21 protein-coding genes are annotated in these 18337 nt (G+C 47.0%); 12 read left to right on the top strand and 9 right to left on the bottom strand.

Annotated features, from left to right (window positions below; all coding sequences use genetic code 11):
• The first annotated feature begins 30 nt into the window (after positions 1-30).
• Complete coding sequence (gene astE, locus K4H28_RS08245; protein WP_221007882.1) at positions 31-1032, top strand: succinylglutamate desuccinylase; 1002 nt, start codon at positions 31-33, stop codon at positions 1030-1032.
• Positions 1033-1067: 35 nt separating this feature from the next.
• Here the strand turns inward: astE and K4H28_RS08240 are convergent, their stop codons facing one another.
• Positions 1068-2000: a C40 family peptidase gene (locus K4H28_RS08240; RefSeq protein WP_221007881.1), complete on the bottom strand. Its 933-nt coding sequence runs from the start codon at positions 1998-2000 to the stop codon at positions 1068-1070.
• 93 nt (positions 2001-2093) lie between these two features.
• Between K4H28_RS08240 and K4H28_RS08235 the strand changes: the two genes are divergently transcribed.
• Positions 2094-3779, top strand: a complete 1686-nt coding sequence (locus tag K4H28_RS08235; protein WP_221007880.1) for an ABC1 kinase family protein — start codon at positions 2094-2096, stop codon at positions 3777-3779.
• Here the strand turns inward: K4H28_RS08235 and K4H28_RS08230 are convergent.
• From K4H28_RS08230 to K4H28_RS08215, 4 genes are all read right to left on the bottom strand, one after another.
• Complete coding sequence (locus K4H28_RS08230; RefSeq protein ID WP_221007879.1) at positions 3776-4264, bottom strand: DNA-deoxyinosine glycosylase; 489 nt, start codon at positions 4262-4264, stop codon at positions 3776-3778. The two genes, K4H28_RS08235 and K4H28_RS08230, sit on opposite strands and share 4 nt — an antisense overlap.
• 6 nt (positions 4265-4270) lie before the next feature.
• A complete protein-coding gene (locus K4H28_RS08225; protein ID WP_221007878.1) occupies positions 4271-6064 on the bottom strand; it encodes a methyl-accepting chemotaxis protein in 1794 nt (597 codons plus the stop codon).
• 76 nt (positions 6065-6140) lie between these two features.
• Positions 6141-6554 (bottom strand): tellurite resistance TerB family protein, encoded by a 414-nt coding sequence (locus tag K4H28_RS08220; protein ID WP_221007877.1) that lies wholly within the window; start codon positions 6552-6554, stop codon positions 6141-6143.
• Complete coding sequence (locus K4H28_RS08215; RefSeq protein ID WP_221007876.1) at positions 6551-6991, bottom strand: acyl-CoA thioesterase; 441 nt, start codon at positions 6989-6991, stop codon at positions 6551-6553. Before K4H28_RS08215 ends, K4H28_RS08220 begins: the two co-directional genes overlap by 4 nt.
• 107 nt (positions 6992-7098) lie before the next feature.
• Here K4H28_RS08215 and K4H28_RS08210 point away from each other — a divergent pair, with 107 nt between their 5' ends.
• A complete protein-coding gene (locus tag K4H28_RS08210) occupies positions 7099-7554 on the top strand; it encodes a universal stress protein (protein ID WP_221007875.1) in 456 nt (151 codons plus the stop codon).
• Positions 7544-8413: a radical SAM protein gene (locus K4H28_RS08205; protein ID WP_255573658.1), complete on the top strand. Its 870-nt coding sequence runs from the start codon at positions 7544-7546 to the stop codon at positions 8411-8413. The genes K4H28_RS08210 and K4H28_RS08205 overlap by 11 nt, the downstream gene beginning before the upstream one ends.
• Positions 8414-8424: 11 nt before the next feature.
• On the opposite strand, the gene K4H28_RS08200 is transcribed toward K4H28_RS08205, so the two are convergent.
• The 3 genes from K4H28_RS08200 to K4H28_RS08190 form a co-directional block, all read right to left on the bottom strand.
• Complete coding sequence (locus K4H28_RS08200; RefSeq protein ID WP_221007874.1) at positions 8425-8715, bottom strand: helix-turn-helix domain-containing protein; 291 nt, start codon at positions 8713-8715, stop codon at positions 8425-8427.
• A gap of 234 nt (positions 8716-8949) precedes the next feature.
• The gene (locus K4H28_RS08195; protein ID WP_221007873.1) at positions 8950-9231 is read right to left on the bottom strand and encodes a barstar family protein; all 282 of its coding nucleotides are present in this window, start codon (positions 9229-9231) and stop codon (positions 8950-8952) included.
• Positions 9222-9647 carry a ribonuclease domain-containing protein gene (locus K4H28_RS08190; RefSeq protein WP_221007872.1) on the bottom strand — a complete coding sequence of 142 codons (426 nt, stop codon included), beginning with the start codon at positions 9645-9647 and terminating at the stop codon, positions 9222-9224. Before K4H28_RS08190 ends, K4H28_RS08195 begins: the two co-directional genes overlap by 10 nt.
• Before the next feature lie 154 nt (positions 9648-9801).
• Here K4H28_RS08190 and leuC point away from each other — a divergent pair, with 154 nt between their 5' ends.
• The 8 genes from leuC to K4H28_RS08150 all read left to right on the top strand — a co-directional run bounded on the left by leuC (position 9802) and on the right by K4H28_RS08150 (position 16782).
• Positions 9802-11211, top strand: a complete 1410-nt coding sequence (leuC, locus tag K4H28_RS08185) for a 3-isopropylmalate dehydratase large subunit (RefSeq protein WP_221007993.1) — start codon at positions 9802-9804, stop codon at positions 11209-11211.
• A 9-nt stretch (positions 11212-11220) separates the two neighbouring features.
• Complete coding sequence (locus tag K4H28_RS08180; protein ID WP_221007871.1) at positions 11221-11340, top strand: entericidin A/B family lipoprotein; 120 nt, start codon at positions 11221-11223, stop codon at positions 11338-11340.
• Positions 11337-11975, top strand: a complete 639-nt coding sequence (gene leuD / locus K4H28_RS08175) for a 3-isopropylmalate dehydratase small subunit (RefSeq protein ID WP_221007870.1) — start codon at positions 11337-11339, stop codon at positions 11973-11975. Before K4H28_RS08180 ends, leuD begins: the two co-directional genes overlap by 4 nt.
• A gap of 107 nt (positions 11976-12082) precedes the next feature.
• Positions 12083-12814: a glucosamine-6-phosphate deaminase gene (nagB, locus tag K4H28_RS08170; protein ID WP_221007869.1), complete on the top strand. Its 732-nt coding sequence runs from the start codon at positions 12083-12085 to the stop codon at positions 12812-12814.
• Positions 12815-13220: 406 nt separating this feature from the next.
• Positions 13221-14285 (top strand): 3-isopropylmalate dehydrogenase, encoded by a 1065-nt coding sequence (gene leuB / locus K4H28_RS08165; protein WP_373312788.1) that lies wholly within the window; start codon positions 13221-13223, stop codon positions 14283-14285.
• A gap of 120 nt (positions 14286-14405) precedes the next feature.
• Positions 14406-15176 carry a substrate-binding periplasmic protein gene (locus K4H28_RS08160; protein ID WP_221007868.1) on the top strand — a complete coding sequence of 257 codons (771 nt, stop codon included), beginning with the start codon at positions 14406-14408 and terminating at the stop codon, positions 15174-15176.
• 130 nt (positions 15177-15306) lie between these two features.
• Positions 15307-16230: an Asd/ArgC dimerization domain-containing protein gene (locus K4H28_RS08155; protein WP_221007867.1), complete on the top strand. Its 924-nt coding sequence runs from the start codon at positions 15307-15309 to the stop codon at positions 16228-16230.
• A 9-nt stretch (positions 16231-16239) separates the two neighbouring features.
• The gene (locus tag K4H28_RS08150; RefSeq protein WP_221007866.1) at positions 16240-16782 is read left to right on the top strand and encodes a hypothetical protein; all 543 of its coding nucleotides are present in this window, start codon (positions 16240-16242) and stop codon (positions 16780-16782) included.
• A gap of 56 nt (positions 16783-16838) precedes the next feature.
• On the opposite strand, the gene K4H28_RS08145 is transcribed toward K4H28_RS08150, so the two are convergent.
• Positions 16839-18248, bottom strand: a complete 1410-nt coding sequence (locus K4H28_RS08145; protein WP_221007865.1) for a PhoH family protein — start codon at positions 18246-18248, stop codon at positions 16839-16841.
• Positions 18249-18337: the final 89 nt, after the last annotated feature.

Genomic DNA, 18337 nt, shown 5'->3' with positions numbered 1-18337 from the left:
GACTGAGATGCATGTTGAGGATGGTTGCGAATGACTAGTTTTTTACACGAAACCTTGGCGGGCAATACTGCAATTGCACTGCCGTATTGCTTGCCCAGCGGTGCTGGTGTTCAAGTAATGGATGAAGGCGTGATTCGCTTCGAGCCACAAGAGGGAGTAAAGCATACCTGCGATGTGGTGATCTCTTGTGGTGTCCATGGTAATGAAACCGCGCCTGTCGAATTGGTCGAGCAGTTAATTGAGCAAGTTTGTGCTGGTGCAATTAAGGTACGGGCACGGGTTTTGTTTATCTTTGGTAATGTCGCAGCTTTGCGTCTAGGGCAGCGCTTTGTCGAAGAAGATATGAATCGCTTGTTTAGCCGAACTCCTGATGTTGAAGACGGCGTAGAAAAACGCCGTGCCGCCATGCTAGAGATGCATGTGATGCGATTTTTTCAAGCTGGCGGTGAGGGCCGATCACGATTGCATTATGATTTGCACACCGCAATCCATGGCTCTTTGATTGAAAAGTTTGCCATTTATCCCTTACCTAAACCGAATAAATCCTTTTCTGCGATGGAAATTGCGCGCTTGTCTTTAGCGGGTGTTGATACAGTGTTATTACAATCGACGACATCGAGTACGTTTTCTTTCTTTACTAGTCGGCAGTGCGATGCCGCGTCATTTACGATTGAATTGGGGAGTGCGCGTCCTTTTGGGCAAAACAAAGGGATTGATCTCTCTAAAATGGCAGCCTATCTGCAAGGCTTGATCCAAGGTGTTTTGCCAGAGCCTGAGTTAGTGCCTGCTCATGTGCAGATATTTCGAGTCTCTCGTGAAATCCCGAAAAAAAGCACGGATTTTAAATTTGCTATTGATGGCAAAACCGATAACTTTACCCCGCTGCCGGTGGGGATGGTCTTGGCCGTCGATCAGGGGGAGTCATTTGTCGTGACAGAGTCAGATGCTCGGATTATTTTTCCCAACCCCGATGTGCCACCAGGGCAGCGAGCGGGTTTGATTATTGTTCCTGCTCATCATTTACCAACGTAAAAAATAAGCCATTCAGTTTTTGAATGGCTTATTTTTTATTTCTTGGTGCTCGTTTTTACTGGCGTTTTGCTCTTGGGCTTTACTGATGCTTTCTTTGCCTGGCTCGTATTTTTCTTGGCTGGGGACTTTACGGCTGATTTGCGTGTGCTACTGGTTTTTGCCTTGGCAGTACGCGTTGTTTTGCCAGGTTTAGCAGCGATTGCGGGTTTGTTGCTAACGCTGACTCTAGTGCATTTGGTGACGGTCTTTTTGTTTTTACCTTTGCCAGTAGTCACCTTTTTGCACTCAGTCCGCGTGCTCGCTGCGGCCGTATTGACGACACGCGATGAGCTTGAAACCCGTTTTGCTTCGTTGCTGGAGTTGGCAAGCATTGCGTTAATGTTGAGGCCGTCTGAGCCACCATCTGCAATCCTGCGAGCGCCGGTAAAGCGAGAAGTCCAGTAGTTTTGCCCCATATTGGCAACTTCTACGCTGCGACCTGCGCGTGGTGAATGGATGAATCGGTTGTCACCTAAGTAAATGCCAACGTGAGAAAAGGTTCGGCCCAAGGTATTAAAGAACACCAAATCGCCCGGCTTTAATTCGGTTTTGTCGATGGTTTTACCTGCTTGTGCCATCTCAACCGCAGTTCTTGGCAGTGTCATATTCATTGAGTTTTGAAAAACATAGCGAATAAAACCGCTGCAATCGAGCCCAGACTCCGGCGTATTGCCACCCCACGTGTATTTAACACCAATTAAGCTCATTGCAGATAAGAGCAAGTCTTGAGCTGGTGTATAGTCGGTTGGTTTTTCAGTTGTGCGTGTAGCTGGCTTTTTAGGGCGTGCTTTTGCTGGGCTGGGTGCAGGTGTATCGCCACTACCTAGCCACGCACTAGGTGAGGTGTCGCCAACCGGCATGTCTTCATCCGCAAAGCTATTGGCTGCGGTGAGAGCGAAAAGTGTGGTGATTATGACAATCCATTTCATGGGCAGGAACTGTACGTATGTGGAATAGGGCTGTAAAGCATAAAATCAAGAAAAACTAAATTTAATTGATCGACTTAAGGAAATTAAGACCCGATGCTAAAAGAAACGTTCACTGTGATGCGAGATTTACCGCGGGTGCGTGAGATTGTAGCGATTTTGATTCGCTATGGCCTTGGTAATTTGGTGCAAAAGTTGGGCTTGAATAAAGGGATTGAACGCGCTAGCGATGCCTTGCATTTGCCGGGTGACCATGAAATCCAGCTAATGGATCCTGCCGTTCGCGTTCGAAAAGCGTTGGAAGAATTAGGGCCTACATTTATTAAACTTGGCCAAGTACTGGCAACCCGCGTTGATATGTTTACGCCAGAATGGATTGCTGAATTTGAGAAATTACAAAATGAAGTACCGCCACTTGATTTCGCATTGATTTTGCCTGAGCTACAGCAGGTCTTAGGGGATGATCCTCACGCTATCTTTAAAGAGCTTGACCCACAACCGATTGGTTCTGCATCGATTGCGCAAGTGCATCGTGCGAAACTGCAAGACGATACGGAAGTGGTTTTAAAAATTCGTCGGCCAGGGATTATTCCGAAGATTGAAGCCGATTTGCGTATTTTGCGACACATCGCATCATTGGCTGAATTTGAGTTTCCGGATTTGCGCCGTTATCAACCGGTGCGAATTGTGGATGAGTTTGCTAAGTCTTTACGTCGTGAACTGAATCTATCGACTGAAGCGCGTAATTTAGAGCGGTTTGTCCAAAATTTTACGGGGCACGATGAAATCGTGATTCCGCAAATTTGGTGGGAGTGGACGGGCGAAAGCCTCAACGTTCAAAGTTATATTGGGGGTATTGCAGGGAATGACTTACAGGCCGCCGATGCAGCAGGGATGGATAGAAAAGTATTAGCGGCACGCGGCGCGGATGCGGTGCTGAAAATGGTGTTGATTGATGGTTATTTTCACGCCGACCCTCATCCTGGGAATGTTAAATATCTGACTGGCAATCGGATTGCCTTTCTCGATTTTGGCATGGTGGGGCGATTGCCGCATCCGCGCCGCGACCAAATTGTTGATTTGCTCGCCGCATTGTCGCAGCGCGATGAACACGGTATTTTGAATGTGCTGTTGGAATGGACGGGGGAAACGGTGGTTGATGAGGAAAAGCTCGCCAGCGATATTGCCGATTTTATGTTTAATTATGAAAACTTGCCCCTCAAAGACGTGCCTTTTGGCCATATGCTCAATGATGTGGCGGTCATGATGCGTGATCATGAGATCACTTTGCCGTCAGATCTAACGCTGCTATTCAAGGCTTTGATCACCTTAGAGGGATTAGGGCGTCAACTCGATCCAGAATTTAAAATGGTGCCCCATCTAACGCCATTTGTGAAAGAAGTGATTTTGGAGCGACTGAGCCCTAAAACTTGGCTTAAAAACGGCAAAGATAATTTATTTGAGGCTTTTGGCGTCTTGTCTGGCTTGCCGCGTGACATTGGTAAACTGATTAAGCAGGCACGCCGTGGTAATTTAAAAGTCGATTTAGACCTGAAACGGTTGGATCGTTTTGGGAACTTAATTGCGAAAAGTGCCAATCGCTTAACGATGGGTATCGTTACCGGCGCACTCATTATTGGCTCATCAATCGCGATGACGATTAAAACGGGACCAACGCTGTTTGGTATGCCATTACTTGGCTTTATCGGTTTTGTACTGGCGCTGGTGAATGCAATTTGGTTGATGTTTGCGATTTGGATTTCTAGCAAGGATGAGCGCTAAGTAGCAAGGTGGGGGCTTAACGCGCTCTGCCAATCTGAAAATTTCTGTTCAATCTTTAGGGTATGTGCTGGGCTGCTAGAGGGAAGAACGACTTGGTTGATATACTTAGGTATTTGCTTGCTACCTAGCTTAGCCGCAGTTTTTCCGTTAAAAGCGATTAGTTTAAGTTGGGTGAGTGCCGCACACCGCTGCGCTAAGGGATTGATCGTTGCTTGGCTGATTGCAGTATCTAGGCTGCCCTTGCGCTGTGCTTGGGCTACAACGTCCCATAAACCAATCCCGTTGGCTTGTAGTGCGCTATAGCGTAGCTCAAAAGGCATAGCGCAGAGATCAAGTTGGAGTAATTTGCTCATGATGGGCCAGAATGCATTGCGGGGGTGGGCGTAATAATGCCCCGCATGGAGCGAGACATCACCAGGCAGGCTACCCAAAATTAACATCCTGCAATCGGCCTGAATAATTGCATCAAAGCTACTTTTGCACATGCGCGGTTAAGTTTTGTCCAAAATAGCTGTACCATCAAATCCAAGCCGTAACGCCCCCCAATGGCGGCCGTTCACCATGATGGGTACGTCGATTTCAGTCATAATTTCACCAGTATCACGCAGATAAGTTTGCAACAAGAATCGTTCGGTGTTTCTTGCCGCACGTAGTCCTGCGGGGTCGTTGAAAATACGCTGGTCACGGCTATTCACTAAGTCGACGGACTTTTCGCCAGTTAATGGTTTGGAGTACCAGCTATTATGCGTTGGGCCGTAACCGTTGGTGTCAACGGCCAAAGAGAAACGCCCGCCCAAGGCGAGTTTGGCAAGCTCATCGTAGAGGGGTTGAATTTCTTGTGCGAAATATTGGTTGTACGTGGTTTTGAATTTTTGTGGCACGGTATTGGGAATGGCTTGGTAGTTCTGATCAAATACATTGACGCCCCGTTTCACCAGCGCCTCAATTTTTTCTGCAACGCGGTCGCGATATTGGCAAACTTGAGTAATCGTTTGATCTAGCGCGCCTTGCCCGACCGTAAAGCGGCCAATCATGGCCTGCACTTTCTCGGCCGCTTCTGCGACGTCTTTTGAGGATTGGGCTGATCGGCCCATTCTTTCGTTTACACCAAGTGAGAGTTGGTGGATTTCTGAAACATTAGAATTCACCAGATTATTGGCGACGGTAAATTCTTCCAACGTTGCGGCAATGCCCGAGAGCGCTTGTGCCGTCATCTCAAAGTCGCTCATCAGTAGTGCAAACTGCTGTGAGGCTTTGTCGACGACCTCTTGGGTACGATTGGCGTCGCTAGTAATCATCACCGTTTCTGATAGTGTTTCGGCTACTTGACTCAGCATATTGTCAATATCACCCGAAATTTCGTCGGTCGCAACGCCGACTTTTTCTGCTAGTTTTCGTACCTCATCGGCAACCACAGCAAAGCCTCTTCCTTGCTCACCAGCGCGGGCGGCCTCGATGGCGGCATTCAGCGCCAATAGATTGGTTTGCCCTGCAATTTCTTTGATTAAGTCGACAATAGTTTTAATGCTGGCCGAGCGCTTATTGAGGCCATCTACAGTTTGGTTAAAATTACCAATTTTGTGCGTAATGGCATTGATTCGATTGGTTACATCTTGCAATTCGGCGTAGGACTGCCTAGCCATGACTAGGTTTTGCGCTGTAGTTTGTGAGATTTCACCGGTTCGGCTCGAAACTTGGTTGATCCCCTCGGTCGTGCTATTGCTGGCTTCGACAACTTTTTTTGCTAATTGATCTTGTTGAGTGGTGGCAGATGCTGAGTCTTTAATATTTTTTTGTGATTTAGCCGCTTCCAGTGCCATGCCGACGGTCATCGTTTGCACATTAGAAACAATATCGCGTTGTTTGCCTAAAAATCGATTACAGGTGAGCGCAAGTTGGCTAATTTCGTCGGAGTAGGGGGCCGGGATGTTTTTAGATAAATCACCTTCGTGGCTAGCAGCATCATCAAAAACTTGATCGATCAGCCGGATGGGTTTGGTGATCCAAAAGTGTAGGTAGGTAATTTGTACTATGCACAACACAGACGTGAAAATAAGTGCGATCCATGCATAGGTTTTAAGTTGTGCTAACTCACTTAAAATAAACTGAGCGCTGGCAGCGTCTATTTTACTCAGCACGCTGTGTAGTGTTGATTCAGCCGCAGATAGTGCGATGAGCATGCCCAGCGGGAAAATGGAAAACAATCCAATGAAAGCAAATTTACGCCCTAAAGTTGGAATAAAATTGCGTTCAAAGGATTTGTGAAAATCTGCTATCAAGCTCATGAAGCACCCGAGTGTTAGTAATTCTTGTTATTGTTTTTAGCTCGATTGGCGGCGAATGAGCAAGTGCCAGTTCTACTTAGTCACCAAAAGCCACGGCGAGATCATCTAGCGTGAGGTGCCATTTTTTTAGCATGCGGCTAAATACGGCGAGTTCTGCATCGCAAATCTCTTGGTCTGATTTTGCGATGTCGAGTGCTAAAGCAGCAAGTTGCAAGCGCTTTTGCGGTTCGTCAATGGTTTCAAGTAGATCATCAATCCGTTGTTTGTCGATTAAACGGATTTGGCCATTTTCATCGGCTTCGTCGGTGATGTCGTTGCAGTAGGCTTGCAATACTTGAATGAAACCCTTGCGCGTAATGCCAATGATTTCATAAGCATGTAGGTGTTCGAGTTCATCAATTTCTTCTGGATCAAAACTACCGTCACACATCATTTGCATCACTAAAATGCGCGCCATGGCTTCTGGACTGTTTGTAGGGTATTTCTTCATGACACTAATGCTCCTGAGCATGCTAAGGTTTGCCGAAAAGAGTCCGGCAAACTGATTATTTTTCGTTCGTTGTAACTAAAGCTCGCCATAGATGTCTTTGCTTTAGCTATGCGTTGATCTTGGTTGGTGACATCATAATAAAGTTCAAACCGAGTCTTGCTGATTTCGTCAACCGCTAGACGAATATGCAACAGATCGCCGTAAAATGCTTCGTGTAAAAATACCACTGCAGCATCGCACAGGATCAATCCAGCGCCACCAATATCCATTTCATTCTGAAAACCTAGACTACGCAACCAGAGCAGCCTTGCTTCATGCATCAAGCCCAGAAGTGCATTATTGGCTAAATGATTGCCGTAGTTGATATCGGTAATTCTGACCGAAATATCGCACTCAAACAGCGTCGACGCTGGTAAATCAAGTTTAATTCGTGGCATAGTCGTGTTTATTAGGAGTATCTGATTCGAGTTTATGCTCGACACTCTCAAGCTGCAATAGTTTTGGGCTGCTAGACTGAATAATCAATCCTCGAAGGAGTTTCATCATGTATCACCGAATTCTTGTTCCTGTTGACCATAGTGATACCAGTTCCGCTGCCTTGCAAGAAGCCAAGCGACTCGCGAATGAGCAGCACGCGGTGGTCCGTCTAGTGCATGTGATTGATTTGGCCCAGTTTGCGTGGAGTGCGAATGAGTTTTTGGATGTACCTCAGTTGCAGGCGTCGTTACGACAAGGCGGGCAAACGTTGCTTGATTCTCGTGCTGAAGAGTTGCGAGCGCTTGGTTTAACTGTTGAGGTCGATCTGCTAGAGATTTGGGGCGGACAAATTGCGCGTTCATTGGTTGATGAGGCTGAAAAGTGGCAGGCCGAGTTGCTGGTGATGGGAACGCATGGTTATGGCGGCTTGACGCATCTATTGCTGGGTAGTGTGGCTGAAGGTGTGTTGCGTATTGCGAAGACGCCTGTTTTATTGGTGCGGACTCCAGAACATGGCGCTTGAGAAAGAAGTTATAACTCCTTTACGTATTGATGATCATTCCAGAGATGTCGTAGGTCTAACTTATGTCTATCCGGTGGTGTCGCGCCGCGCGGGTGGGGTGTCGGTCGGTATTAATTTAAATCCAAATAACGCCTGTAATTGGCGTTGTGTGTATTGCCAAGTGCCTGAGTTGCAGCGAGGCCCTGCGCCAGATACCCTCATTAATCAGCTTGAAGCCGAGCTTGATTTAATGTTAAGCGATATTGTGCAGGGTGATTTTATGCTACGTGCCGTGCCGGAAGGCGCGCGTCGTCTGAATGATATTGCTTTTTCTGGTAACGGCGAGCCTACGACCTCGGCTCAGTTTTTGGATTGCATTGAAGTGGTTGAGCGTGCTGTTGATCGCTTTGCTTTGCGAGGGCAAATCAAAACAGTGTTGATTACCAACGGCAGCCAAATGGATAAGGCGCATGTTCAGGCTGGCTTGCAAAAGATGGCGGCAATCAACGGCGAGGTGTGGTTTAAGATTGATCGCGCGCCGCAAGATGGTTTTGAATTTGTCAATCAGATTAAGCTAACTCGCCAGCAGGTGGCGCGGCGCTTAGCGAGCGCAGCGGCATTGTGTCCAACGTGGATACAGACCTGCATGTTTGCGCTCGATGGGGTGTTACCGAGTTCGGGGGAATTGGCTGCGTATGTCGATTTTCTTGCTGAGCAATTGGCACAAGGTGTGCGCTTAGAGGGGGTCTTGCTGTATGGCTTGGCGCGACCTTCCTTGCAGGCGGAGGCACCAAGGCTAACTGCTGCACCACTAGCGTGGATGCAGCAGCTGCAAATGCAAATTGAGGCCTTGGGCTTGACGGTTAAACTCAGCGTTTAGGCCTGAAATGTTTAGGCGCTGATGGCTTCAGCTTGTTCGACTTTCTTGATCAGTTCGGTGAGTAATTCCGGGCTCTCAGTGCGCAATAGTTCGAGCGCCTTGATTTCTTGCTTGCGTAAGCTGGATAAATCAATCCCTTCAATATGAACCACGCGTAAAAGCTCAGCAACGGGCTTAGGCATATTGCGGCCGCTTTCGTAGCGTGAGCCGCCACTTTGCGTTACGCCAATTTGGCTCCAGAAATCATGCTGGTTCATACCGAGTTGTTTACGAATATCGCGAGGACTTAATTTTTTGGTCATGTAGATGCTCCTGTCAAAGGGCGTGATGAGTTCAATTGCATTCATCATATAAGCCCACGCTGATTGAGGCACGGCACTATTCCATGTGCTTATTTGTGCTTTATTACCTTTCATCATCTAGACTATTTTGTTATGGAGACTGTTTTCTTGAGCTTATGAGCGTGGTTTTGACGTGGCTGGGCAGGGTATGTAATAGAAGATGTTAATGCTGTTAGGCTTTAACCGTATACGTACTTATTTTTTATTTAGCCTAACTTCAAAATCGTCCCGCTCTCTCACGACATCTTCTAATACATTCAAAATGCCTTTGCGCTCTTTTGGGTTCAATCGCTGACAATTTTGCAATTGATCTGGCCAGTGGATCACAACTGGGCCCGCAAGGCTCACAGTAAAAAAATCGTATAGCGCATCTAAGTTGCTGCCAAAATCGGCGGGCAGTTGCACTTGCTCGCCAAGCTGCTGGTAAATGTCTTGCAGGCTTTGAATATTCTTCAATTGAATGGTAATTACTGGCATGGTGGCACCTCGAGGAAAGTCGCGTAATGATCGGTGGTGATATAGCGAGTGCCGCTGATTTGGTATACGAATCGTTTGGCGTTGCGTTTTTTGCCTTGGTAACCAAGGTCAGCCTCAAAATATCGCCCTTCAGGTAAGCGTTCTTCACGATTACCAAAGCGATCACCGCCCATTGATTTTCCTGGCAGGGCAGTCCAAAGGCTGTCGCCGGGTTGCCAACCTGCATTCTTGGCTTGTTTTTTAGTGACGAAATAATCGGGTAGGCGCTGGTTTTGATTGAGTGAGTCAAGGATTGTTGCCAGTTCCTGGGGTGGTATGGGTTTTTGTTGTGAAATCGTGTGCGCGACTTGCTGGCAAGTTGCTGCCAGGCTACTGCTGCCCCATAGCAAGCTCAGTGCGAAAATGCAGGCTTTCATAATGCTCTCCGTTTGACGAGTGCAATTATCATTGTCGAATGACAAATAGGTCAAAAACTATCGCGGTTGTTGGGTAAATCGGGTATTGCGGGTTGTCGCAAAAGTGCATCTGTGCTAACTTTGCCAGTTCCCTGATAGCCTTATTTGCGACGATATTATGGCTCAAACGCTTTACGACAAACTTTGGCAGTCTCACGTTGTGCATGAAGAAGCCGACGGCACTTGCTTGATCTATATTGACCGCCACTTGGTGCATGAAGTGACGAGCCCACAAGCTTTTGAAGGCTTGAAGCTGGCTAATCGCTTGCCATGGCGCAATTCATCCGTGGTTGCGACTGCGGATCACAATACCCCAACCAATGAATGGGAAAAAGGGATTCAAGATCCAATTTCTCGCCTACAGGTTGAAACGCTCGACGCCAACATCAAAGAATTTGGCGCTTTAGCGTATTTCCCATTTAAAGATTTGCGTCAAGGTATCGTGCACGTGGTTGGCCCAGAAAATGGCGCAACACTGCCGGGCATGACGGTTGTGTGTGGCGACAGCCATACTTCGACGCATGGTGCATTTGCGGCGCTGGCGCACGGTATTGGTACGTCTGAAGTTGAGCATGTATTGGCGACGCAAACGCTGGTTGCTAAGAAATCTAAAGCGATGCTGGTGCGTGTCGATGGTCAAGTTGGTCGCGGCGTCACTGCTAAAGACATCGCCTTGGCGATTATCGGCAAGATTGGTACGGCCGGTGGTACGGGTTTTGCGATTGAGTTTGGTGGTGAAGCGATTCGTGCCTTGTCGATTGAAGGTCGCATGACGCTGTGCAATATGGCGATTGAAGCTGGTGCTCGTGCAGGTATGGTTGCTGCTGATCAAAAAACTTTTGATTACCTTAAAGGTCGTCCATTTGCGCCAACTGATGCGCAGTGGGATGCTGCAGTAGAAAACTGGAAAAATCTGGTGTCTGACGAAGGCGCTGTGTTTGATTCTGTGGTGGTACTGAATGCTGCGGAGATTGAGCCGCAAATTACTTGGGGCACTTCACCTGAGCAAGTACTCGGTGTCAGTGGTTCAGTTCCTGATCCTACGAAAGAGTCTGATCCAACGAAGCAGGGTAGCTATACGCGTGCCTTGCAATATATGGGTTTGGAAGCCAATACCCCATTGGTCGATATTAAAGTTGATAAAGTATTTATCGGCTCCTGTACCAATAGCCGTATAGAAGACTTGCGCGCAGCTGCTGGTGTAGTAAAAGGCAAGAAGAAAGCCGATAGCGTGAAATTAGTGCTGATCGTTCCAGGTTCTGGTTTGGTTAAAGCGCAGGCAGAAGAAGAAGGTTTGGATAAAATCTTTACCGAAGCCGGTTTTGAATGGCGTGAGCCTGGCTGTTCGATGTGCTTGGCGATGAATGCGGATCGCTTAGAGCCGGGCGAACGTTGTGCTTCAACGTCGAATCGCAACTTCGAAGGTCGTCAGGGTCAAGGTGGTCGTACCCATCTGGTGAGTCCTGAGATGGCTGCTGCGGCTGCAATTGCTGGGCATTTTGTTGATATTCGTAGCTTTGTCTAAGGAGTCACCATGTTGCGTTCATTATTAATGTGTGGACTGGTTTTGGTCTTGACAGCTTGCAATACCGTTTCGGGCATCGGTCAAGATATTAAAAAAGGTGGCGAAGCCATCGAAAAGGCGGCGAAATGAAGGCGTTTATTGAGTTGGACGGTTTGGTCTGTGCGATGGATCGCGCGAATGTGGATACCGACGCAATCATCCCAAAGCAGTTTTTGAAGTCAATTAAACGTTCAGGCTTTGGTCCGAATTTGTTTGATGAATGGCGCTATCTTGATCACGGCGAGCCCGGTATGGATAACAGTCAACGCAAATTGAATCTTGAGTTTGAATTGAATTTGCCGCGCAATCAAGGCGCGCAAGTGTTGTTGGCACGCGATAATTTTGGCTGTGGTTCATCGCGTGAACATGCGCCATGGGCGATCGAAGATTTCGGTTTTTGCGCGCTAATTGCACCGAGTTTTGCGGATATTTTCTTTAATAATTGTTTTAAAAATGGCTTGTTGCCGATTGTGCAACCAGCAGCCGTGATTGACCAGTTGTTTGAAGAAGCAAAAACCGAAGGTTATCGTTTAAATATTAATTTGCAAGCGCAAACTATTACCACACCAAGCGGACAAGTTTTCCCGTTTGAGGTGACAGAGCATCGCAAACATTGTTTGCTCAATGGTTTGGATGAAATTGGTTTGACTTTAGCGCACGCCGATAAAATTAAAGCATTTGAAACAAAGCATCAAGCGGCGCAGCCTTGGCTGTTTGTGAAATAAATGAAACGGCCCATTCCTTTGGGCCGTTTTTTTAGGCTGTATCAATATTATTAATTGAATTCTGTCGTATCCTACTACGGTCGAATTCACTATTGGAAACTATTAGAATGATCCTGCATAAATTTAAAAATTCAGCTGATTTAGACCGCGCAGCGGCGGACCTCATCATTTCTATGGTTCGTGCAAAACCAAACGCAGTTTTGGGTATGGCCACAGGCGGTACGCCAGTTGGTTTGTACCAAGAAATCGTAAAGACATATAAAGCAGGCTTGGTGAGTTTTGCGAGTGCAAAAACATTCAATTTGGATGAGTATGTTGGTTTGCCAGTGACGCATAAAGAAAGTTACCGCAATTTCATGCAAAGCAATTTGTTCGACCACATCGATATCAAGCGTGAAAACACCAATGTGCCAGATGGCAACGCGGCTGACGTGGATGCAGAGTGCCGCAACTACGATAAAATGATGTTTGAGCAAGGTCCGGTGGATCTGCAATTGCTCGGTATTGGCGGCAACGGTCACATTGGTTTCAATGAGCCAGATACACAATTGTCACGTGGTACTTATAAAGTTACATTGAAGCAAGAAACTCGCGAAGCGAACAAGCGTTTCTTTAACCACATCGACGAAGTGCCAACGCACGCGGTAACGATGGGTATGGGTACAATTATGCAAGCCAAAGCGATTTTGCTTGTTGTGAAAGGTGCTGAAAAAGCTGCGATCTTGGATGCAACATTGAATGGCCCAATCACAACGCTGGTACCTGCTTCATTGCTACAAACGCACCCACGCGTGATTGTGATGACTGATTGCGATGTAGATTATAAAGTATCGTTCTAAGCGAGCTTGGAGTGGGTAAAAAGAGGGGCTTGCCCCTCTTTTTCTACGTTTAAGTGTTGTAATCGTTTCATATAGCTTGTTTTCGGTAATGTTCAGATTTCGTGTTGATAGGTTTTAGTGCCTGCGGCACTAGTTTTAGAGTCGCAGTCCGCGACGGGGACTTACTTCTCTTGCTTCGCCAAGAGAAGTAAGCAAGAGAAGGCGACCCTATATCTGCACCGACTTCGTCGGTTTGATATTGAGGGATTTAAAATATTCAGCCCGACGAGCGCGGCACAGCATCAATAATCTAATTAATCTGAATGTTAGCAATTTTTATTATTGCGTATTTGTTTCTGAGCTTTTAAAAATATGGCTTGGCTGGCTATACCAAAGATTTATTTATAAAACCTACCACGAGATAAACATGAAAGTATTGATTCTGCCCGGCGATGGCATTGGCCCTGAAATCGTTGCACAAGCTAAAAAAGTGCTCGAAGTATTAAAAAATGACGGTTTAGATTTAGAAATGCAAGAAGCGCCTCTAGGCGGCGCAGCTTATGATCAGTACGGATCGCCGTATCCAGAGTTCACGCAAAACTTAGCGCGTGAAGCTGATGCGATTTTGCTCGGTGCTGTTGGTGGCCCGCAATATGACAAACTCGATCGCCCATTGCGTCCAGAGCGCGGCCTGTTGGCCATTCGCAAAGATTTGAATCTGTTCGCCAATCTTCGCCCTGCCATTTTGTATCCAGAACTCGCTAACGCATCAACGCTCAAGCCTGAAGTGGTTTCTGGTTTGGATATTTTGATTGTGCGCGAATTGACGGGTGATATTTATTTCGGTCAGCCACGGGGCATTCGCGTAAATGACGCGGGCGAGCGCGAAGGCTTTAATACGATGCTGTACGCCGAATCGGAAATTCGTCGAATTGGCCATGTGGCTTTCCAAGCGGCGCAAAAGCGTGGCAAGAAACTGTGTTCAGTTGACAAAGCCAATGTGCTCGAAACGACTGAATTCTGGAAAGAAATCATGACCGATATGGCCAAAGAATATCCAGACGTGGAGTTGAGCCATATGCTGGTCGATAACGCTGCGATGCAATTGGTGAAAGCGCCAAAGCAGTTCGACGTGGTCGTGACGGGTAATATCTTCGGCGATATTTTGTCGGATGAAGCATCGATGTTGACGGGCTCAATCGGTATGTTGCCTTCGGCTTCGCTTGATGTGAACAACAAAGGCTTGTACGAGCCAAGTCACGGTTCTGCGCCGGATATCGCGGGCAAAGATATTGCCAATCCATTGGCAACTATTTTGTCGGTGGCGATGATGCTTCGTTACACATTTAATAATGAAGCTGCAGCGCAACGTGTTGAAAATGCAGTGAAAAAAGTATTGGCCGATGGCTTGCGTACGGCGGATATTTTTGAAGAAGGCACGACTAAGGTTTCTTGTTCAGCAATGGGCGCTGCCGTGGTCGCGGCGATGTAATCGGATTAAATACCGTTTATCATCTTAAAGAGGCTGGCATCTAAAGATGTCGGCCTTTTTCTATTTGGGGCAACTAGTATGGCTTTATCAGTTTGATCGATTCGAATAAGGGAGTTTATCGTGCTACGAAATCTGTCTTTATTGATTGGCTTGTCTATGATTGCTGGCTTAGCAAAAGCGGATACTATTACTCTCACTTTGCAAGAATACCCGCCGTATATGGGGGAGAAAATTCCTTATCAAGGCTTATTAACCCGTGCGGTATTGGCGGCATTTGATTCGCAAGGGATTGAGGTGGTTTTGAAGTCGGTACCGAATAATCGCGCCATTGAAGGTGCTCGGCGCGGAGCGTACGATGGCAGTTTCGGCTGGGCAAGAAATCCAGATCGCGAAAAAGACTTGCTGTACACCAATCCCGTGATTGCTTTGCAAATGGTTTTTTGTCATCGAAGTAATCAAGACTATCCGTGGAAAAAAATGGCCGACTTAGCGCCGTATTCTATTGGCATCACGACTGGGAATTATTATTCCGATGATTTTTCGAAGTTGCAAACAAGTGGCGTTTTAAAGGTAGATGCAGCCGCAAGTGATGCGGCAAACTTTAAAAAGCTGCTGGCAGGGCATATTGATTTGTTCCCCATTGATGCCGAAGTTGCACCATATTTAATGGCGATGCATCTCACCAAAGCAGAACGAGCGCAACTGAGTTGTCAGAAAAAAGCCTATTGGGAAGCACCATTGCACGTGGTAATCAATAAGAGAAATCCAAATGCGGAGCGCTGGATCGCAGCATTTAATGCAGGATTGGCCAAATTGGAAAAATCAGGCCAACTTCAGCAATTGTTTGCACTGACCCGAGAAGAGCTCTATCAAACGGCGCAAAAACCATAAGCGCCTCGACCAAACGAGTAAGGCTTTAACTGCCGTACTCGTTTTATCTGTCTATACCGAGTAAAATGCCCGATTCGCCTTGATGCATGAAAGTATCAGGTGCTGGTTTTTTTATACTTGGAGTGGGTTTATGTCTAAAGCAATTTCAGTTGCTCTCGTTGGGGCTGATACCCCTGCATCTCAAGCGGTATTGGATGTATTGGGCGAAATGCCTTTGGCCGTAACTGCACTTTATCCCTTGTCTGATGATGAAGATGCTAGTTCAGTAGATCTGCGTAATCAAACTTTACCGATGATTGATGTCGCGACATTCGATTGGTCCAAAGCCGATGCGGTATTGTTTGTTGGTGTACCAGATTTGGCAACACAATACGCGAAAATCGCAGCAGAAGCTGGCGCTGCAGTGATCGATTTAACCGGCGAAACAGACAGTAAAACTGGCAAGCCGCAGCGCGGTCAGATTATCGGTTTGCCGCATGTACTGACGTCGATGATTTCTGCGCCATTAGCGGCCTTGCAAAGCATCGCTAAAATTGATTTTGCAGCGGCAACCGCGATGGTATCGGTATCTGAAGATGGCAAATCAGCGATTGATGCTTTGGCTATGCAAACACGTCAGTTATTCGCGCAGCAAGAAGTTGAATTAGCAGGCTATCCAAAACGCTTGGCTTTTAATATTTTACCCACTGCGATACGTGGTGAAGAAGCCCGAGTTTCCGCAGAATTAACCACAATTGGTACGCCAGTTAATTGTTTGACGGTGAGCCGTGTTCCTGTTTTTTTTGGTCACGCAGTGAGTTTGAGTGTGCAGTTAAATCAAGCCGTGACGATGGAACAACTAGAAGCTGCAATCGCTGATGCACCGACTTTGTATCATTTGAAAGCGGAAGGTAGCTCAGGCATTGCCACTCCGCAAGATGCGATTGGTGGTGATAAAGTTTGGCTAAATCAACTGACATTGTCCGCCGATGGTCGCTCTGTGAACTTATGGTTGGTCGCTGATAATGCGCGCCTACCTGCTCGTGCTGCAGTGTTGCTGCTCGCTTTGATTTAAGGCTAATTTATGAAATATATTGGTTTGGCTATGATATGCAGTGCCTTGGTCGCGTGCGGTGGCAGTGGTGTTTCGGTTGATGGTGGCAAGGTCAATGTTGAAACGGTTAATACTGTTCCTAAACTGCAGGCTGTTCGTGTCAACGCTTCTGGCGTGGATGCAAATGGTGTCGTGCTGATTAATTCAGGTGACTTTTCAATTGATTGGGATGCTACTGCAGTTGACGCTTCGAGCTTTAATTTGTTTCTCAGTCAAGATGCGGTGAAGTCTGATTCTGATATTGAATTTTTTGTGACGCTCAATCCCCAATCGAATAAGAAAGCTAGCTTGAAGTGGGATGAGCAATTGGCCGTGCTGTCGGTTTCGGGTGTGCCTTTACCGATTAAATCTTTTTTTGCTGGTAATGCTTTAGGGCAAGGGTTTGTGATTGCTCGAGGATGTGGCGTGATTGTTGATACGGCCAATGGCGAGCGAAAGTCTTGCGTGGAAAAAACCGTTGCAGTGAAAATCAGTAACAAAGCCTCTGTCGCGAGTGCTGTAGCTGCGATTTAATTCTTTGTTAGTGTGATTTAAAAAAAGCCGAAACATCTGTTTCGGCCTTTTTTCGTTTAGAGCACTTCGGCTGCGTAATCCGCCAAGCGCGAGCGTTCACCGCGTGTCAGCGTAATATGGCCTGAGTGTTCCCAGCCTTTAAAGCGATCTACCACATACGTCAACCCAGATGAGCCTTCCGTCAAATAGGGCGTATCAATCTGACTGATATTGCCTAAGCAGACGACCTTGGTGCCGGGGCCTGCGCGGGTAATGAGCGTTTTCATTTGTTTGGAGGTCAAATTTTGTGCTTCATCGATAATTAAAAACTTCTTCAAGAAGGTTCGGCCGCGCATAAAGTTGAGTGATTTGACTTTAATTCGCGAGCGAATCAAATCGCGCGTTGCGGCGCGGCCCCAGTCGCCCGCTTCGGCATCGGTTTGGTTGAGTACATCGAGGTTGTCTTCCAGCGCGCCCATCCAAGGCATCATTTTTTCTTCTTCAGTGCCTGGTAAGAAGCCGATGTCTTCACCAACAGGGACTGTGACGCGGGTCATGATGATTTCGGTGTAAATTTTACTTTCTAGCGTTTGCACCAAGCAGGCAGCAAGGGTGAGCAGTGTTTTACCAGTACCAGCTTGGCCGAGGAGTGAAACAAAATCAACATCAGGATTCATCAGTAAATTGAGTGCGAAGTTTTGCTCACGATTGCGGGCGGTAATGCCCCAGATCGCATTTTTGGTGTGGCTATAATCTTTGAGGCTCTCAAACACAGCTGTTTTACCATCGATATTGACGACACGTGCTTGCAATGGGGTGTCACCTGCTTGGTAAAGCAGTTGGTTGACGTAAAGCTCAGGTACGTCTGGCCCTTTGATTTTCCAATAGCTGCGGCCACCTTCTTGCCAGCTTTGTAAATCTTTGCCGTTACGCTCCCAAAAAGCTTGGTCAATTTCGCGCATACCGGTGTAAAGCAGGTCGGTATCTTCGAGTACTTTGTCATTAAAGTAATCTTCCGCCGCCAAACCCAATGTACGGGCTTTAATTCGCATATTGATGTCTTTAGAAACGAGAATAACCTCTCGTTTCGGAAACATCTGTTGCAGATGATGCACGACACCCAAAATTTGGTTATCCGCTTTGCCCATAGGGAGCTGCGCGGGTAATACGCTCGTGATGGCCTCGGTTTGCAAAAATAGATGGCCGGTGGCCTGATCTTTACTGCCTTTGCTCAGTGATACGCCGTCGTGCAGATTGTGCTCCATGCCGGCGACGAGTTCTTCCATAAAGCGGCTGGCTTGTCGTGCATTACGGGCGACTTCGGTCATACCTTTTTTATTCGAATCCAACTCTTCGAGCGTCATCATCGGCACAAAGACATCGTGCTCTTGAAAGCGAAAGATCGAGGTGGGGTCATGCATCAACACATTGGTATCCAGCACAAAAAGTTTGCTGTCACTGGGGGCTTTACGTTTACGGGCGGCCATGATGCACTCCTTGTTCTTAGTTTTAATACAAAAGAAGAATGACTCGCTGGTTGAGTATTACCGTACCTTGAGTACTTGCTCTACCGTCC

Source organism: Deefgea tanakiae, assembly GCF_019665765.1.
GTDB classification, from domain to species: Bacteria; Pseudomonadota; Gammaproteobacteria; order Burkholderiales; family Chitinibacteraceae; genus Deefgea; species Deefgea tanakiae.
This window is presented reverse-complemented; position numbering and strand designations above follow the sequence as displayed.

What these genes read in the sequence shown, in the direction of transcription:
- astE (WP_221007882.1), top strand. Translation starts at nt 31, where the DNA reads ATGACTAGTTTTTTACACGAAACCTTGGCGGGCAATACTGCAATTGCA.
- K4H28_RS08240 (WP_221007881.1), bottom strand. Translation starts at nt 2,000, where the DNA reads ATGAAATGGATTGTCATAATCACCACACTTTTCGCTCTCACCGCAGCC.
- K4H28_RS08235 (WP_221007880.1), top strand. Translation starts at nt 2,094, where the DNA reads ATGCTAAAAGAAACGTTCACTGTGATGCGAGATTTACCGCGGGTGCGT.
- K4H28_RS08230 (WP_221007879.1), bottom strand. Translation starts at nt 4,264, where the DNA reads ATGTGCAAAAGTAGCTTTGATGCAATTATTCAGGCCGATTGCAGGATG.
- K4H28_RS08225 (WP_221007878.1), bottom strand. Translation starts at nt 6,064, where the DNA reads ATGAGCTTGATAGCAGATTTTCACAAATCCTTTGAACGCAATTTTATT.
- K4H28_RS08220 (WP_221007877.1), bottom strand. Translation starts at nt 6,554, where the DNA reads ATGAAGAAATACCCTACAAACAGTCCAGAAGCCATGGCGCGCATTTTA.
- K4H28_RS08215 (WP_221007876.1), bottom strand. Translation starts at nt 6,991, where the DNA reads ATGCCACGAATTAAACTTGATTTACCAGCGTCGACGCTGTTTGAGTGC.
- K4H28_RS08210 (WP_221007875.1), top strand. Translation starts at nt 7,099, where the DNA reads ATGTATCACCGAATTCTTGTTCCTGTTGACCATAGTGATACCAGTTCC.
- K4H28_RS08205 (WP_255573658.1), top strand. Translation starts at nt 7,544, where the DNA reads ATGGCGCTTGAGAAAGAAGTTATAACTCCTTTACGTATTGATGATCAT.
- K4H28_RS08200 (WP_221007874.1), bottom strand. Translation starts at nt 8,715, where the DNA reads ATGACCAAAAAATTAAGTCCTCGCGATATTCGTAAACAACTCGGTATG.
- K4H28_RS08195 (WP_221007873.1), bottom strand. Translation starts at nt 9,231, where the DNA reads ATGCCAGTAATTACCATTCAATTGAAGAATATTCAAAGCCTGCAAGAC.
- K4H28_RS08190 (WP_221007872.1), bottom strand. Translation starts at nt 9,647, where the DNA reads ATGAAAGCCTGCATTTTCGCACTGAGCTTGCTATGGGGCAGCAGTAGC.
- K4H28_RS08180 (WP_221007871.1), top strand. Translation starts at nt 11,221, where the DNA reads ATGTTGCGTTCATTATTAATGTGTGGACTGGTTTTGGTCTTGACAGCT.
- leuD (WP_221007870.1), top strand. Translation starts at nt 11,337, where the DNA reads ATGAAGGCGTTTATTGAGTTGGACGGTTTGGTCTGTGCGATGGATCGC.
- nagB (WP_221007869.1), top strand. Translation starts at nt 12,083, where the DNA reads ATGATCCTGCATAAATTTAAAAATTCAGCTGATTTAGACCGCGCAGCG.
- leuB (WP_373312788.1), top strand. Translation starts at nt 13,221, where the DNA reads ATGAAAGTATTGATTCTGCCCGGCGATGGCATTGGCCCTGAAATCGTT.
- K4H28_RS08155 (WP_221007867.1), top strand. Translation starts at nt 15,307, where the DNA reads ATGTCTAAAGCAATTTCAGTTGCTCTCGTTGGGGCTGATACCCCTGCA.
- K4H28_RS08150 (WP_221007866.1), top strand. Translation starts at nt 16,240, where the DNA reads ATGAAATATATTGGTTTGGCTATGATATGCAGTGCCTTGGTCGCGTGC.
- K4H28_RS08145 (WP_221007865.1), bottom strand. Translation starts at nt 18,248, where the DNA reads ATGGCCGCCCGTAAACGTAAAGCCCCCAGTGACAGCAAACTTTTTGTG.